Origin of the sequence: Fischerella sp. PCC 9605 (assembly GCF_000517105.1) — a bacterium.
Lineage (GTDB): Bacteria > Cyanobacteriota > Cyanobacteriia > Cyanobacteriales > Nostocaceae > PCC9605.
Genome location: NZ_KI912148.1, coordinates 523329 through 538625 on the forward strand (window position 1 = coordinate 523329; position 15297 = coordinate 538625).

The 15297-nt window shown below is 40.7% G+C and carries 15 protein-coding genes and 1 pseudogene; 11 read left to right on the forward strand and 5 right to left on the reverse strand.

The features are described 5' to 3' along the window. Positions 1 to 70 precede the first annotated feature (70 nt). The 6 genes from FIS9605_RS0104700 (at position 71) to FIS9605_RS0104730 (ending at position 5305) form a co-directional block, all read left to right on the forward strand. The gene (locus tag FIS9605_RS0104700; protein ID WP_197036001.1) at positions 71 to 697 is read left to right on the forward strand and encodes a DUF4126 domain-containing protein; all 627 of its coding nucleotides are present in this window, start codon (positions 71 to 73) and stop codon (positions 695 to 697) included. A gap of 105 nt (positions 698 to 802) precedes the next feature. Then, complete coding sequence (locus FIS9605_RS0104705) at positions 803 to 1129, forward strand: hypothetical protein (protein ID WP_026731548.1); 327 nt, start codon at positions 803 to 805, stop codon at positions 1127 to 1129. Between the two features lie 221 nt (positions 1130 to 1350). Beyond that, on the forward strand, positions 1351 to 1974 hold the full coding sequence (locus FIS9605_RS0104710) for a DUF4340 domain-containing protein (protein WP_026731549.1): 624 nt from the start codon (positions 1351 to 1353) through the stop codon (positions 1972 to 1974). Positions 1975 to 2781: 807 nt separating this feature from the next. After that, on the forward strand, positions 2782 to 3636 hold the full coding sequence (gene purU / locus FIS9605_RS0104720; RefSeq protein ID WP_026731551.1) for a formyltetrahydrofolate deformylase: 855 nt from the start codon (positions 2782 to 2784) through the stop codon (positions 3634 to 3636). A 15-nt stretch (positions 3637 to 3651) separates the two neighbouring features. Next, a complete protein-coding gene (locus FIS9605_RS0104725) occupies positions 3652 to 4560 on the forward strand; it encodes an ABC transporter ATP-binding protein (RefSeq protein WP_026731552.1) in 909 nt (302 codons plus the stop codon). Next, entirely contained in the window at positions 4544 to 5305 is a 762-nt protein-coding gene (locus FIS9605_RS0104730; protein ID WP_026731553.1) for an ABC transporter permease, read from the forward strand. The genes FIS9605_RS0104725 and FIS9605_RS0104730 overlap by 17 nt, the downstream gene beginning before the upstream one ends. A 407-nt stretch (positions 5306 to 5712) precedes the next feature. Here the strand turns inward: FIS9605_RS0104730 and FIS9605_RS0104735 are convergent, their stop codons facing one another. Further along, entirely contained in the window at positions 5713 to 6714 is a 1002-nt protein-coding gene (locus FIS9605_RS0104735; RefSeq protein ID WP_026731554.1) for a DUF1996 domain-containing protein, read from the reverse strand. 2049 nt (positions 6715 to 8763) lie between these two features. Here FIS9605_RS0104735 and FIS9605_RS44990 point away from each other — a divergent pair. Further along, positions 8764 to 8916, forward strand: coding sequence for a hypothetical protein (locus tag FIS9605_RS44990; protein ID WP_231510237.1), 153 nt, complete (start codon positions 8764 to 8766; stop codon positions 8914 to 8916). A gap of 191 nt (positions 8917 to 9107) precedes the next feature. Here FIS9605_RS44990 and FIS9605_RS46545 read toward each other — a convergent pair whose 3' ends face one another. Together FIS9605_RS46545 and FIS9605_RS46550 are read right to left on the reverse strand one after the other, a co-directional pair. Continuing rightward, the gene (locus FIS9605_RS46545) at positions 9108 to 9455 is read right to left on the reverse strand and encodes an EamA family transporter (RefSeq protein WP_442854683.1); all 348 of its coding nucleotides are present in this window, start codon (positions 9453 to 9455) and stop codon (positions 9108 to 9110) included. 9 nt (positions 9456 to 9464) lie between these two features. After that, positions 9465 to 10031, reverse strand: a pseudogene (locus FIS9605_RS46550) (DMT family transporter); the annotation flags it as partial. A gap of 291 nt (positions 10032 to 10322) precedes the next feature. Here FIS9605_RS46550 and FIS9605_RS0104745 point away from each other — a divergent pair. Both FIS9605_RS0104745 and FIS9605_RS0104750 read left to right on the forward strand, forming a co-directional pair. Beyond that, positions 10323 to 10673 (forward strand): hypothetical protein, encoded by a 351-nt coding sequence (locus FIS9605_RS0104745; protein WP_026731555.1) that lies wholly within the window; start codon positions 10323 to 10325, stop codon positions 10671 to 10673. A gap of 578 nt (positions 10674 to 11251) precedes the next feature. Beyond that, on the forward strand, positions 11252 to 11638 hold the full coding sequence (locus FIS9605_RS0104750) for a phosphomannose isomerase type II C-terminal cupin domain (protein ID WP_026731556.1): 387 nt from the start codon (positions 11252 to 11254) through the stop codon (positions 11636 to 11638). Positions 11639 to 11758: 120 nt separating this feature from the next. On the opposite strand, the gene FIS9605_RS46015 is transcribed toward FIS9605_RS0104750, so the two are convergent. Continuing rightward, positions 11759 to 11881, reverse strand: coding sequence for a hypothetical protein (locus tag FIS9605_RS46015; RefSeq protein WP_269321014.1), 123 nt, complete (start codon positions 11879 to 11881; stop codon positions 11759 to 11761). Between the two features lie 249 nt (positions 11882 to 12130). Here FIS9605_RS46015 and FIS9605_RS0104755 point away from each other — a divergent pair, with 249 nt between their 5' ends. Then, positions 12131 to 12334: a type II toxin-antitoxin system HicB family antitoxin gene (locus tag FIS9605_RS0104755; protein WP_026731557.1), complete on the forward strand. Its 204-nt coding sequence runs from the start codon at positions 12131 to 12133 to the stop codon at positions 12332 to 12334. A 363-nt stretch (positions 12335 to 12697) separates the two neighbouring features. Further along, positions 12698 to 13162, forward strand: coding sequence for a GNAT family N-acetyltransferase (locus tag FIS9605_RS0104760; protein WP_082209726.1), 465 nt, complete (start codon positions 12698 to 12700; stop codon positions 13160 to 13162). Positions 13163 to 13306: 144 nt separating this feature from the next. Here FIS9605_RS0104760 and FIS9605_RS0104765 read toward each other — a convergent pair whose 3' ends face one another. Further along, positions 13307 to 15064 (reverse strand): C2 family cysteine protease, encoded by a 1758-nt coding sequence (locus tag FIS9605_RS0104765; RefSeq protein WP_026731559.1) that lies wholly within the window; start codon positions 15062 to 15064, stop codon positions 13307 to 13309. Positions 15065 to 15297: the final 233 nt, after the last annotated feature.

Below are 15297 nucleotides of genomic sequence, written 5' to 3' on the forward strand. Positions count from 1 at the left end.
AGTTGGAGCACAGGAACATGCTTCATCTGGAATGCACTTGATGATTTAGCTTGAACAGCAGGAGGATAACTTGAATCCTACTATTGACCTAAATACTTTATTCAATCTAGATACATTAATTGAATTCTTACTGGGGATCAGTTTGAGCGCGGCGGCTGGCTTTAGGGTATTTGTACCATTGCTGGCATTAAGTGTGGCTTCGGTTGTTGGACATTTAGATTTGCCAACTAACTTCGATTGGTTGGAATCACCTCAAGCCTTAGTTGTATTCGCAGTCGCTTGTTTGCTTGAAATTATCGGATACTATATTCCTTGGCTAGACCATCTGCTGGATACTGTTGCCACACCCGCTGCATTCATCGCTGGGACGATTGTAGCAGCATCCTTTGCCCCTGAGATGAATCCACTGGTGCAATGGACTTTAGCTTTAATCGCAGGTGGTGGAAGTGCAGGATTAACCAAGGGATTGATGAATATCTTGCGCCTAACGTCTACAGGCGTCTCAGGCGGATTAACCAATCCAGTCTTGTCAACCATTGAGCTTACGATCGCAATCGCACTGTCTGTTTTGGCGATCGCAACCCCACTGGTAGCAGGAATCATCGTCATTGGTGTTCTAATATTTGCTATTCAAAGAGTCTGGAAGTTCTTCAAAAGAAAACCATCTTCCCAACAATCCGAAAGCATCTCTACATGAAAGCAAAGCATCAAGTTTTAATGAATGTCAATATTGCAAGATTTTAAAGACCGTAGGAGTGTATGTACATTCTTGTATAGTCGTTAATGTAGCTTTGACGATTTAATGAGTAAGTTTCAAATCGATATCGACTTCGGCAATGTAGATTTCTCTTCCCTTGAGACAGAAGACGATTTTCAAGCAGAGGCGAAAAAATTACTACCTGCTGCACTTGTAAAACTAGGTGAAACTATTGGTGAAAAGACGTGGGAGGAATTACAAAAAGGGGGCAAAGCATCAGGAGGTAAACTTAAATCTTCTCAAAGTGAGAAACGTAAATTTATTCAAGAAACAGGAAAAAATTATCAAAGGAGTGCAAGTAATCGAGAAAGGCAAGAGCTGGAAGAATACATAGTAGAACAATTACGCAAGCACAAACAAAATAACGGTTAACCGCTTGCTTTACCCAGACAATTGGTCAACAATTGCTCTAGCAGTTATCATTGACACCGATTTACTTGCAGCATGAAGACCGTGTTACTAGTTTGATTCGGCTGCTTGCAATTGGCTTACTCTTTTACCCCTGAGTAGGCTTTTTTCTAACTCCTCTAAAAATGGGCAACCGGGAGTCATAAGCAACTATCAATAAATGACAAACGACTGATGACTAAAAAATGAAATTACAGCGAACAACTTTAATTTTGATATTGCTAGCGCTGGGTTTGGGCAGTTTTGTTTATTTCTATGAATTTCGTTGGAAGACTCAGCAAGAGAAAGTCCAGGAGAAAAAGCAGCAAATTTTCTCGTTTGCAGCGGATGATGTGGCGTCTCTGGTGATTAAGACTAAAAAAGCCACCATTATTCTGGAACGCAACCAAGATTCTGAACGACCAAAATGGTTAATGAAATCTCCTCAACAAGCACCAGCCAGTGATGCCATAGTTTCTTATTTAATGGATTTGTTGGTCAAGGGTAAGAGCGATCGCACTTTATCAATCTCTGTTAACCAACTTCCAGAATTTGGTTTAGTTCAACCCCAAGCAACTATCGATATCCAACTCAAAAATCAGAAAACCCATCAATTAATTTTGGGTAAGTCTGACTTTAACCGCCGTTTATTATATGCTCAAACCGATCCTGGTATTAAACCAGATGGGAATGTAAACGTACTGTTAGTATCTACAGATTTTGAAAACGCAGTCAATCGAGAATTATCAGAATGGAAACAATCTACTGATACTGGTGAAAGTAAGCCCTTACCTAGCCTCAATTTACCCACTCCTCAAAATACTAAATAGACAATTAGAGATTAATATCGTGTCCACTTGAATACTAATATAGGACTAGTATTTGATTTTTGAAAAGATACGTAGGGGAGGCAAAAAGGGGTGTGGATTTTCCTCCCCCTTTATTGCCGTTGCGTTACGCCAAAGGCTAACGCACCATTCTATGTTTTTGGGCCGTACTCTCGCCGATCGCACACTAAATTCATGTTCATTAAAAACCCTCACCCCGTCCTGTCGAACACCCCTCTCCCAACTTGGGAGAGGGGCACGGGGTGAGGGCAGATACGGTAACTAATCAAACGGATTTGATATTATAAAACAATAGCCTTTAGGTAATTAACAATTTTGTATCACTACTAATAAATACTAGAATTGGACTTATGGATTAATATATCGATAAATCTTTTGTGTTTTTTATGAAACTTTAATAGTTCTAAATAAGCAAAAGGAACTACGATTGGCCACAGAAGACTAGCTACAACTAAAATGATACCAGAAAAAGAGCGCTGTGCTGAATTCATTTCTTTGTCTTGTAGAAAGAAATCCAGCCATGCACTAAAAAAACAGTAGGTCATTACTAAGTAAATTAGCATAGCTGAATAAGCGAGAATAGTTTTCACCATCATCATCATTGGTTCTTAATTTAAATTAATATTAAGATTGTCTTACCTTAAAACTGCAATCATAACCTAGTGACTAGGTAATACAGGTTTTTTTAAAAAAAATTTTATTAAAAATCATATACAAATTTTTTCTCTTGATGCAGCTAATGTATAGCTACTCTTACAGACATTAGCATTTCGATGTTACGACTTTATCATGACAAGTCCAACAGCAACATTATTAATTTCCTGCCCCGATCAACGGGGATTGGTGGCAAAATTTGCCAATTTCATCTATTCTAATGGCGGTAACATTATTCATGCAGATCAGCATACAGATTTTGCATCTGGGTTATTCCTTACACGCTTGGAATGGCAATTGGAAGGGTTTAACTTGCCGCGTGAGTTGATTGCACCAGCATTTAATGCTATTGCCAAACCATTAAGCGCGAAGTGGGAACTGCACTTTTCTGATACAGTCCCGCGGATTGCTATTTGGGTAAGCAAGCAAGAACATTGTCTGTTGGACTTAATTTGGCGACACCGTGCTAAAGAATTTGCTGCTGAAATTCCCCTGATGATCGGCAATCATCCTCATCTCAAGGAAGTGGCAGAGCAATTTGATATCGATTATCACCACATTCCCATCAATAAAGATAATAAACCGGAACAGGAAGCTAAACAACTAGAATTACTGCGGCAGTACAACATTGATTTGGTTGTATTGGCAAAATATATGCAAATTCTTAGTACTGATTTTATTGCTAAATTTCCGCAGGTTATCAATATCCATCACTCCTTTTTACCAGCTTTTGTCGGTGCAAATCCATATCATCAAGCTTTTGAACGCGGTGTGAAGATTATTGGTGCAACAGCACATTATGCAAATTCTGATCTAGATGCGGGACCAATTATTGAACAAGATGTGGTGCGGGTAAGCCACCGTGATAAAGTGGAAGATTTGATTAGAAAAGGTAAGGATTTAGAGAGAGTTGTATTAGCTAGGGCAGTACGTTTACATTTGCAGAATCGCGTCTTGGTCTATGGAAATCGTACGGTAGTATTTGAGTAAATTATCTCTAAAAACGTGATTGTCTACGATATCCAAGGTTTAGTCAAAACCTATCCGGGACAAACCGAACCTGCCAACAAAAACATCACACTGCAAATTTATCAAGGAGAAATCTTTGGTATTTTGGGCGATAACGGGGCAGGAAAAAGTACACTCGTACGCCAGATGGTAAACTTACTCACCAGTGATTCCGGTGCGATCGCTCTATTTGGAAAGAGTATAGTTACAGATCCCCATCTGGTACAAATGAACATCGGCTATATGCCCCAAGAAAGCGGGTCACTAAATAATCTGACGGTGGGTGAAGCCCTATATTTTACAGCTCACTTGCGAGGGATGAGCCGCATCGATGCCCGTAAGGAATGTAATGCATTACTTGATTTATGGCAAATCCGCGAACTGTGTCACCAACCAAGTTCCCGACTCTCTGGTGGGCAAAGGCGATTGCTACGACTAGCTGTGGCAATGGCAGGTTCTCCACCCGTGTTAATTTTAGATGAACCTACCAATGACCTCGATCCGCAGCGTCGCAAACTAGTTTGGGATATTTTGCGCCACATCAATCAAGAACAAGGCACTACTATTATCCTGATTACCCATGATGCGATCGAGGCAGAAAAGGCAATTCAACGAGTAGGTATCATGCGTGCTGGTGAATTGGTCGCAGTTGGTCGCCCCAGTGAACTCAAGCAGCAAGTTGACAGAATGTTGCGCCTAGAACTTTTCTTTTCACCCAAAATACCGCCAAGCTTACCACCCGGTCTTGCGACAATTCCTCTGGAACCTGGTCACTGGCGGGTGTTGTTGGAATGGAATCAAGTTACCCCAACTCTCAATTACCTTAATTTGGATATGGTGGATGACTTTCGCCTCCACTCAGCAACCTTGGAAGATTTATATCTGCATTATGCTACCAAAGCGTAACCCACCCTCTGTGCTAGTGCAACTGCTGGATTTGTTCTTGATGGAACTGACTAACTGGCGTTGGTCATGGCGGATACTTGCTCTCAACAGTGCGATCGCTCCGATGTTGGGTATCATTGCTCTTGGTAGTTTTGCCCAAGGTTCACAGCAGCCAAACCTGGCATACATCCTCACGGGTAATCTAGTGATGGCGCTAATGTTTGGCAATCTAAACAACATCGCATCTCGCTTTTCCTATATGCGGTTTGCTGGAACTTTAGAATACTACGCCACCTTACCTATTTCCCGCACAGCCTTAATTATTGCCTCCGTCTTGGCATTTTTTCTGCTTTCACTACCATCGCTATTGGTGAACATTATCTTTGGTATTTTCTTTCTCAAAATCCCCTTAATACTGAACCCACTCATTCTGTTAATTATTCCCTTATGTGTACTGCCGTTGGCAGGACTAGGTGCACTTATCGGCGCAAATGCCCGCACACCACAAGAAAGTGACTCTCTCAGCTTGCTTGTGACTATGGGTATGCTTTTTATCGGTTCAGTACTCATCCCAGAAAATCGTTTACCAAATTTTCTATTGGGTTTAGGAAAGTTAAGTCCCGCTACCTACGCTGCATCTGCCCTCCGACAAACTTTAATAGGGCCCGTAACTGGGCAAGTGGTAATTGATGTAGCTGGCTTGCTAGGGTTTACTTTGTTAGTCTTCTGGTTGGTAGGACGCAGGCTGGATTGGCGACAAAGGTAGCGGGCAAAAACTACACAATCCCACGAAAGCACACTCATACCAAGTTACGTTCAGACATAGCAATAGCAATTCGTGCCCTCTCCCCTTCCCCTGTTCCAAATTGGGAGAGGGGTGCCGACAGGCGGGGTGAGGGAAGTATTATCTTTGAGTGCAACTTAGTATCAAATCATCACTCCACCTTAACAAGGGTAGCTCATCTAGAACACCGATTCAGTAATCTTCAAATGAAAAGAAGGACAAGGGAGAGTTGGGGTGATGGGGGGCAATGGGGTGATGGGGAGAGTCTAGTTTTATATTCTCCCCACCTCCCTATCTCCCACTCTCCCACTCTCCCACTTTCCCACTCTCCCACTCTCCCACTCTCCCACTCACCCATAAAGACAATATCTGAATACTGAATCGACGTTCTAGAACATCTCGCGTCCATCCCCGAGAAGGTTTGAATGACAATCAATTCCTTGTTTGACACAGGAATCAGTCCAAGTTTCCTTGATTTCTGGATCCCAACCGTCAAACCAGTCTGCGTGCATTGAATAGCCACCCGGTTGATCGGTGCCGTAAGTGTCAGAAGAAAGTCTCCATCCGGAGGTGTCACCATCTGGTGGAACAGAATACAGAATATTCATCGTAATGGTAGGTATTGCAACTGGATGCGTCGATGGGCAGGCGTTATCCACAGGATAGACGACATGACTTTTATGGTCAGCTGAATCAAGATTTTTACCATCCCAACACTGTGGAAAATCAATACCCATCTTTACAAAGTCACCTACCTGACATTTCGAGTCCGGAATTGAGTCGAGATTGCCAATATATTGATTCCAACAGCCCCAGTGTACATGTTCTGTGTTTTGAGGCCCTGTTGCTTTGGCATTTCCCGCAATCATTCGCAGTCCATCGGGAATTTTATTAATTTGAGAGGCTGAAACCCCAAAGTAACCTGACTTGTAGTAAAAGTGGCTTTGAGCAGGTTGTATCGGTTCACCTTGCTTATCAAGCACTGCTGGCACCCAGTAAGCGCTGCGATTAGCAATACCTCCGAAGCATGTGGAGTTACCACTGCTTCTCAAGCTCTCATAGGTAGAAGAAGCATCAGCTAGGGTATTTCCAAAATAGACGTGCAAGTGCGATTTTCCAGGTTGATTAGGAAACAGAATTGCATCGTCGTTGTTCATGTGAGAGGGGTCGCACACAGTACGAAATGCACCAACACCATCACCAGGTGTCGCGGTTTGTGCATCAGTTGGTCGCACATTGAATTCGCCCGATCCAGAAGCGGCCACTAATTTACTTGATTCAAAAAAGCCCAATAGGAGTATCAGAATCAAGCTCAGCGCAAATTGGTAGAAGAACTTCCATGATTTTTTTGCAACGCTCACCTTCAGATTTGTGCCTAAAGTATTCGCCATAAGTTGTCCCTTGGAGTAACGTCAGTTGGTAGATACCCCTGGGCTTACATAGCTGGCGGATTTAGCTGAAGGAAAATTCAGCATTTGGAAGGGTGTAGGTAAAAGCTAACTCTTATTCGTTCACACCCTTACACGTTTCAAAACTGACATCTTGCACCCTACTCTGCGAGAAGCCGCTGCGCGTCTACGGGTTCGCCAGTCGCTCATGGGGGGAACCCCCTTTCTGCGCGCTGGCTCACCATTCTCAAGAAGAGCTAGAGGCTCTTAATTCTCGTTACCAGATTGAACCTAATAACGAGGGTGGTAGGCTGCTGCCTCTGGGCTGTTGCATAGGCATGCAAGATATGGGAAAAAGAAAGCAAAAGTATGTAAATTAAGTTTTTTGAGATAGTTGCAGACAAAATTTTCTGTTTCCAACCTAGTGGTTCTATCGCATTAGTTTTGATAAGTTGTGAAAGTTCGTAGTTAGGGCTTTAGCCCTTGAAATTGAGCGATAAATCGCTCACTACAAACCTCTAATTAATTCATGCGATTACTCACTAGTAACCAATACCTGTCCCTTTTGAGTGCAATACAGCCGCAACCCCACCCTAATGAAAGACTTAAAAGCTTTCATGCTTGCGTGCGAGATGGAGTCAAGGTGTAATGTATCCTCAACGAGAATTGCTATAGATATCAGACCATCACGAAATCACTAGCAATGGTTTCAAGCCATCTGTTCGGTGTAGGCTCAAGACACTTTTTGGTAGAAGCAAACCTGAAGAGAAATGAGTAGAGGTAGTGAGAGCCTGTAGGACAGAAGCTTTTATCGGAGGTCTGTTGATTTGGGTTGGCTTTGGCGGTTAGATTCAGACCAGTGGCTTCACAAGCAAGTAGATATCTCAATGACGTCTCTGCCTTTTGGTATTTCTTGTTTTAGGGGTTCTTTCTCTGTAAAAACTGAACTTTTAGAACTAGTACTCATCAAGCCCTCGATCCATGAGATTTACGAACACGTTCCACAAGACAACCCACACTCTCCCACAGAATGTGAGTTTCGGTCGAGGTAGAACGCACAATTGCAGGGGTATGTTTGTAGTTGGTTAGAATTACCCCTACATTGGAAGCGGTTTGCTACTTTGCTTTCTTGATAATTAAGCAAGTGTAAACAAGTATCTCCACAAAAAATTAGATACTCGCGAAATCTAGGGATTCGCTTGCAAACCTGTATACGTGCACACCGTCACGTAATTTGCTTTTAACGAGTATATCAGCCTGATGAATTTTTTGTATACACAAAAAATAAAAAAGTCCTTTTGATTTCAAGGAAAGTTAAAGTATTACTTTAAATACGTATATGCAAATATATATGAATTCAAGCATTAAAAGCCGTTAATTCTAGAAAATCAATGCTAATTAGCATGTCACAATACGTTTAATATTACACGCAGAGAATTATTTAATACTTTAAATTAAATAAAAAATACCCAATATTGCTGAGGTAAATTATTTTCTAGAATTGCACAAGATTGAATCAACAATGGCAAGCAAGGAAAATATGATTTTTTTGAGTATCTTTATTAACTAACATTTACTTAAAATCTACATGGTTCGCTTAAGTGAGGAATTAATGGCATTTTTATTTATAAAACTATGATTTATCTAATATTGCCGAGTATTCACATCATTGTTGTCTATGCCAAAAGGAATATTTAAACCTTTAAATGTATTTTTATTTACTAAAAATTTTTATTTGACTGAAAAATAAATTTGACTTTCTAAAAAATTGGTCTAAAATGACTGAAGTCAGTATTGGATGTAATGTTTGAGCTGAGTCTTATTAAATTCAGGTTTAAAAATTTGACAAGGTCTTACTAGAAAAATTCCTGTTATGACTAAAACACCATGTAAATAAGTAAAGGTAAGGACTGAAAAACGTAAGGATGCTTTAGATACTCTCATAGCGTGAGATATGAACATCTCTATCTAATCTTTAGAACCTTGAAATACCGAACGCGTGCAAGTCAGGCTTTCTGATTGACACAAAGCTTATAACTGGAGGGTAGCAAAATGCTTCAGACAAATGGGTTTTTGTCTTTACTGCATCGTTATCAATTGTTACCGCAGATATGGTGTGCCAAAGTTATAGACGAAGCGATCGCGCAATTTTCGACGTTGCTGAACTTGGTCATGAATTATGTTTGTAAAAATTTTTGTAGTTAGACCCAAATCTTTGTAGAAACGTAGCATTGCTACGTCTCTACACACCCGTGAATTGTAAATTCATATTTTGATTCAGCAAAGCCCAATTTTCTTATCTAGAAGCAGAGAAACAAACAGCTTTCGCCCACTTTTGACAACACCGCCGACTAACCTCCACAGAGTTACAAAGGACATGGTTGCAGCAGCACCAACTACTTGAGATAAAACAGCATTCCAATTCCAGCGATCGCCATTATTACACCCGCGATCGCTCTCCAGGTAACTTTCTCTCCTAACCAAATCGCGATCGGAATAATAAACACTGGACTAGTCTGCAACAGGGTAGAAGCAACTCCCGCAGTTGTCAATTTCAGTGCCACCTGCTGCAACCAAATTCCTAAATAAGTTCCGCAAAAAGCTGCAAAGAAAATTGCTAGTATGACTCGCGAAGATTGCCAGTACCCTGTAGCCCTATCTCTTTGCTCCTTTCCCAACTTTTGCAAGAAGTCTAAGGATACCCATATTATCAGAATCAGCACGCCTGCACTCAACCGCAACAAAGCTGCTCACAAAGGGCTGATACTGGTATGAGTGAATGCCGCACGAGAAAAAACAGCCCCTGCGGCATTTGCCATTGCTGCTAACACTCCCAAGCCGATTCCCTGCCATAGGTGCGTTGTAAAATTATTGTTTGTATCAGGAGTACGTTCTGTCACCACCCAAGCGACGCCCAAAATTGTCAGCAAAATTCCGCACCAAGCACTGACATTTAGACGTTCTTGAAGAAAAATCACTGCTGCTATAGCTGTCATAGGCGGGGCAAGGGTTCCCATGAGCAAGGCACGACGCGGCCCCAAAGTATTGATGCTGGCAAAGAAGACTGTATCTCCCAAACCAATACCCACCACACCGCTGAGGAGGATTAAAGACAGCGGAACAGGGGCAATGCTGGGAAATAATTCGCCACTGATGAAGATGGTAAGAAGGAGGAAGGCGATCGCGACTATGCCTTTAATCAAGTTTAGTTGCAACGGTGGGATGCGCTCTCCTAAACGCCCATACACCACAGATGCTATAGCCCACAAACAGGCGGCAGACAATGCTGCTATTTCACCTTCAAAACCTGTTAATGGCAATATTAACAAAATATTAAAAATAATATTTACCCCTTTTCAAACCCTAAAAACTTTTCATATTTTTAAGATATATACCTTTATAAACTTTAGCACTCAATGCAAATCACTGCTAATTTTTGAGGAATAAGCTTTAGCACTCAAACTAATCGAGTGCTAATAAATTTCATCAGATTTAATCCCTATGACATAGATATCAATAACACTTTTTTCAGATGACTTTTCAGTAAAGTTGTACCATCATTTAACAAAGCCAAAATAGCATACAACTTATTAATAAGTGGGATGACTGAAATGAAATACACTTTTGATATTGTTGGGGTATCTCAAATTTTACATTTTCTCAACCACCAACAGCAGACTTTGCAAAAACCACAGCACCAGGGAGTGGAGTATGTGACAACACATACGTGTACACTGGATGCTTTCATCGAGTCTGTGGAACCAGTGCCGCCGAAATGGGGTTGGGATCAAGATGAAGTTGTAGGTACAGTCATTGATTTTTGGATGAAAAACTCCGAGAGTATTCGTTATTGGAAAGCACGTCTAAAGGATGCTGGCAAAGATAATTTAATAGTAGCAAGAGTAGCAGATATTAAAGCTTTACAAGCAGAGCTAGAATATCTTTTAGATGATAATTTGTAACTTGATTATTAATTTTTTTCATTAGCTGTTTATTTTTCGCCACCAACCAACAATTATGTCTAAATCACTATTTAACTTTGGGGCAAATATCGACTAGCTAAAACTGTACGTCTAACTGTGGACAATGGCAATTAACTTTTGCCATGAGTCATATCATGTTCGTTAAAGACCTATAAAAACTGTAGGGGCGGGTTTAGCAGATAAAATGTCAGTTCAATTTATATATCGTTCACAAAACCCGTGCCTGCGATAATCTGTTTAATTTAATGGACATGATATAAATATAATTTACTTATCAAATCATAATCGAAAGAAAAGAACAGACTTTTTTGCGGTAACAAAACTTACATGTATTTAAATAAACAACAATATCTGAAAATTTACGTTAAAATATTTATTGAGAAATGATATTTATACTAAGGATTTCAAGTGATAATTACAGTTAAGTACTAGATTAGTATATAAAAAAAAATACTTTATATGTGAAATTTTACTTAGTTACAAATTCTGTAGCGTCAGGTTATTTGACGTTCGATTCCTGAACAATAGTGATTGTTGTCTAGTTGAGAAACTAGTTTATGACTCAGAATGAGAATAATGCTCAGTCGAAAGTCAATCAATCTTCTCTATATTCAGTTACAAGATACTGGGGTAAAGTTGAAGTGATAGAGAAGGGAAGTAACTATAGTATTAATCGTATTGAAATCAAACCTAAGCATGGTATTAAACCACAAATCCATTATCACCGTAGTGAACACTGGGTTATAGTTTCTGGTACAGCAAAAGTTATCTGTGGTAATAGTGAAATATTACTGACTCGAAATGAATCAACTTTTGTTCCTCCCGCAACGCTTCATAGGGTAGAAAATCCAGGTTTTATTCCGTTGATTATCTTGGAAATTCAAAATGGTGAGTACTTGGGTGAAGACGATACGGAGCGTCCATTGGACTTGACTTTGGTCTAGCCTGTAGCACACAGTCAATTCCTACATTACTGCTTGGCGTCACTGGGCGAAAACTTTGGATACTTTGCTCAGCATGTAGTCGCCATATCTTCCGCGAAAGTGATGAACGCTAGGATGGGGCTAGTGTTCATCACTTTCGCCATTCATTACCACTCCATCTAGTTCTATTGGCTTCACTTCGGCGTTGAAGTTGGGGTCGAAGAAGGACGGAAACGAAAGGCGATCGCGTTCCGACCTAAACACGATAAGGTTACGAATGTGATAGAAGCCACTTTCCCTGCGTCTGTGAGTAGAGTGTAATACTCACAGTTGTTCAAGAATTAGGCAACAATTGGCTACAACAAGCACTGATTAAACCACAACTGCTCAACAGCCTTCCAACTTTTTGGGCTGCGATCGCTTACCATAGAGCATTAAGCAGATTGACATATTACAAGTTCTCCCTTGCTACAATCATGATAATTTCCGATAGCCTTAACTACCCTGAAGAAGATGAAGCTAAGAGTAATTCTAGAACCTAGTGATAAAGGTGGCTACACTATCTATGTTCCCTCGTTACCTGGTTGTATCAGCGAGGGTGAAGATATTGACGAAGCATTAGCAAATATTCAAGAAGCCATAGAACTTTACCTTGAACCCGTAGAACACGAAGTCTCCTCTAAGGAAGGCATTATTGTCCGAGAGTTAGTTCTATGAGTAAGTACTAAAAGTTCTGGATTATCTATTGGTATTTGATCCTTATTTCTTCCCTGCTACAGCTAGTTGACCCTAATTCAAGCAATTGCGATCGCCCCACAAATATCCTTGAAGCACTAACCACACCGATAACTTAGCAGTCTAAGGGTGCGCTGGAGCGGCTGCAACTAAATCTTATGCAACACACCAAGATCTTTCGTCAATCCGCTCCAAGCAAATTGTTTAGGCGTCATGTAGATTACACTACAGAACTCGAAGATGCATTACGCTACTTATACGTAACTTTATCGCAATAACAACTTTCGACCCAAACGCAGAATTCTGCGAACTCTCGTAGAGTAGAATTCCTTAGCAAATTAGGAGATGAGTCGATTGGAAATTCGCAAAGATGACCTGACAGGTAAAAAGATCGCTGACTTTCTCCGGGAACATCTCGAAGAAATGTATGAGATTACACCACCTGAAAGCGTTCATGCTCTTGATTTAGAGGCATTGCGCTCACCCGATATTACTTTCTGGTCGGCTTGGGAGGGCTCGGAATTACTCGGATGCGGGGCACTAAAAGAACTAGATTCAAGAAGTGGTGAAGTCAAATCAATGCGTACTGCCAAGGCTCACCGCCGTAGGGGTGTCGCCTCGAAGATTCTTGAACATATCATAACACAAGCCGAACGGCGTGCTTACGATTGCCTGAATCTGGAAACAGGGGCTCTGCCTGAGTTCGCTCCGGCACGAGCCTTGTACATACGGTATGGGTTCGAGTACCGAGGCCCCTTCGCCGAATACATTGATGACCCGAATAGCGTGTTTATGATGAAAAAGCTCTAGGTTTTGCTTCTCGAAATTGGTGTATCTCTTGAAAATCTGGCAATGACGAAATTCCCTACATATCATGGCGATATCCAGAATTTTGTCAATAATATCCGAATCAGGAAATTATTACGATGCATATTCTTTCTTCCCTCTCCCTTATTAGGCAATATTATTTGTTGTGGCATCCCAATAGCTAAAATTTGTTTCAATTTGACTCCAAGCCAGTTCAATAATGCCTGGTTTTGAAGAACCATTATCAATACCCCAAGGATTAAAGAGTGTAAAAGTTTGGGTAGAAGAATTGTAATCTAGCAATACATAAGCATGATTGGCGATGATATTGTAGTCAATCACATTTGATTTTGTACTTAGACCAATCATTTGACCAGAATAAAAAGCATTAACTATTGAGTTAAAATTGAGCAGGTTGGCAAGGGAAGTGTTGAGTCCTGTAATGTGTGTGAGTGCATCACTGACATACCCACCATTATTAATACCGTTGTAGGAATTGGTATTATTTTGATAAATCCATCCAGATTGATTGAGTTGAGCGTAAGCTTTTTCAGCCAAAGCGACCCATAACTCATTTGTAAAATCATTATGATAACGACTTTTGTTGGCGTAAACTAAATACCCCTCTTGATTGGTTGGTAAATACCTATCTACTGTCAGATAATCAGCAATCCCATTTTTGTAGAAGCGCACTGTAAAAGTGTTATCGCCATTGTCAATGAACATACTTTCAATTGTGCTGAATGAACGCAAAGCTACCGCTGCTAAACCTGCCAGATAAAAGCAGTCATTAAGATTACCTTGTTTCACATCTTGGTAACTAATACCGTTTTGGAAGAGAGAACCGCTAGCGTATTGATATGTGTAGGGGGTTGTTGGGCGATCGCTACCCAAAAACCATTTGCTAATTAGGTTCTCTATCTGAATATCACTGCTACCTGCATACAAATTGCCCAGTGTGTTACCCTGATAAATCTGATTGGCAGGATCGTCTTTGACAACCTTATGAAACAAAACGCGCACATATTCTGGCATTCCTAAGAAAGAGGCGTTACTAACTAATGTGCCCAGATCTGTCAGTTCGCTACCATCAACTATACTATTGTCTTTTGCTTCTCGCAGGATAGCGATCGCATCATTGCGATCGAGGATATTATCTGCAAAGCGCCACCTTGCTGCCTCACGTATACCTGCATCTTGAATGTTCCGATCGAACCAATCTTGAATTGGAGGGAGCACAACATTAAAACTAGTGTGTATACTGTCAGTGCTAGCACCAGATTTGTCATAAGCTTTTGCTGACAATAGATAGTTACCAATACCTAGATCGGGCAAGCTGTAGTCAAAACTGGCATAGCGGTTATCACTGCCATTGACATTGAAATTAACTGCATCGCTAATGTCTTGCCAGTCGCCACCATCTTTTTGCAACCAAAAATCTACTCGTGCTAAGTCAGCTGTACCATTGCCATCAAATACGCTGGTATTGCTGAGGCTGACAGTTTCACCGGGTTGATAGCTGGTTTGACTAGTGCCTAATTGTAATGACTGGGGTGCTTCATTGCCAGAAATCTTTAAGTTGTAGTAGGTATTTTTCTTGCGATCGGCTCGGTAAACTCGAATGTAGTAAGTGCCTTGATCCAATGTCGTGCTGATTGACTCAGCCCGCTTGCGACGGGCATAAGAACCTGCAATTACTGAACCATTACTATTAAGTAACTGTAAATCGGCATTTGCCGAAAGACCATCTACGACTAAATTTAAGCTACTACGACCACTGAGGTTAACACTGTAGTAATCGTATTTATCACCCCGACCTACCCAGTCTCTGAAAGTTTGGGTAATATAATTAACATTTAAATTTCTAGAAATATGTAAACTGTTACCGGCCAAATCTGCTGGCATAATTCTTCATTCTTTAGTTGTAAAGTTAATGAAAATTTGGCAATGGCAACTATGAAACCCTTGCCTAAAAGGGCTTTGCATGCAAAGACAAAATTAAAATTCGACAGCCGCACTTCTATGCTGCTGTCGTTTGTGGCGAAAATGGTATGTAAAAATTACGTATTTTTAGATACTAAAATTAATATATTCGTAAGTAATATTATTGTTGGTAAGACTTGAGAAAAAAGAATGAA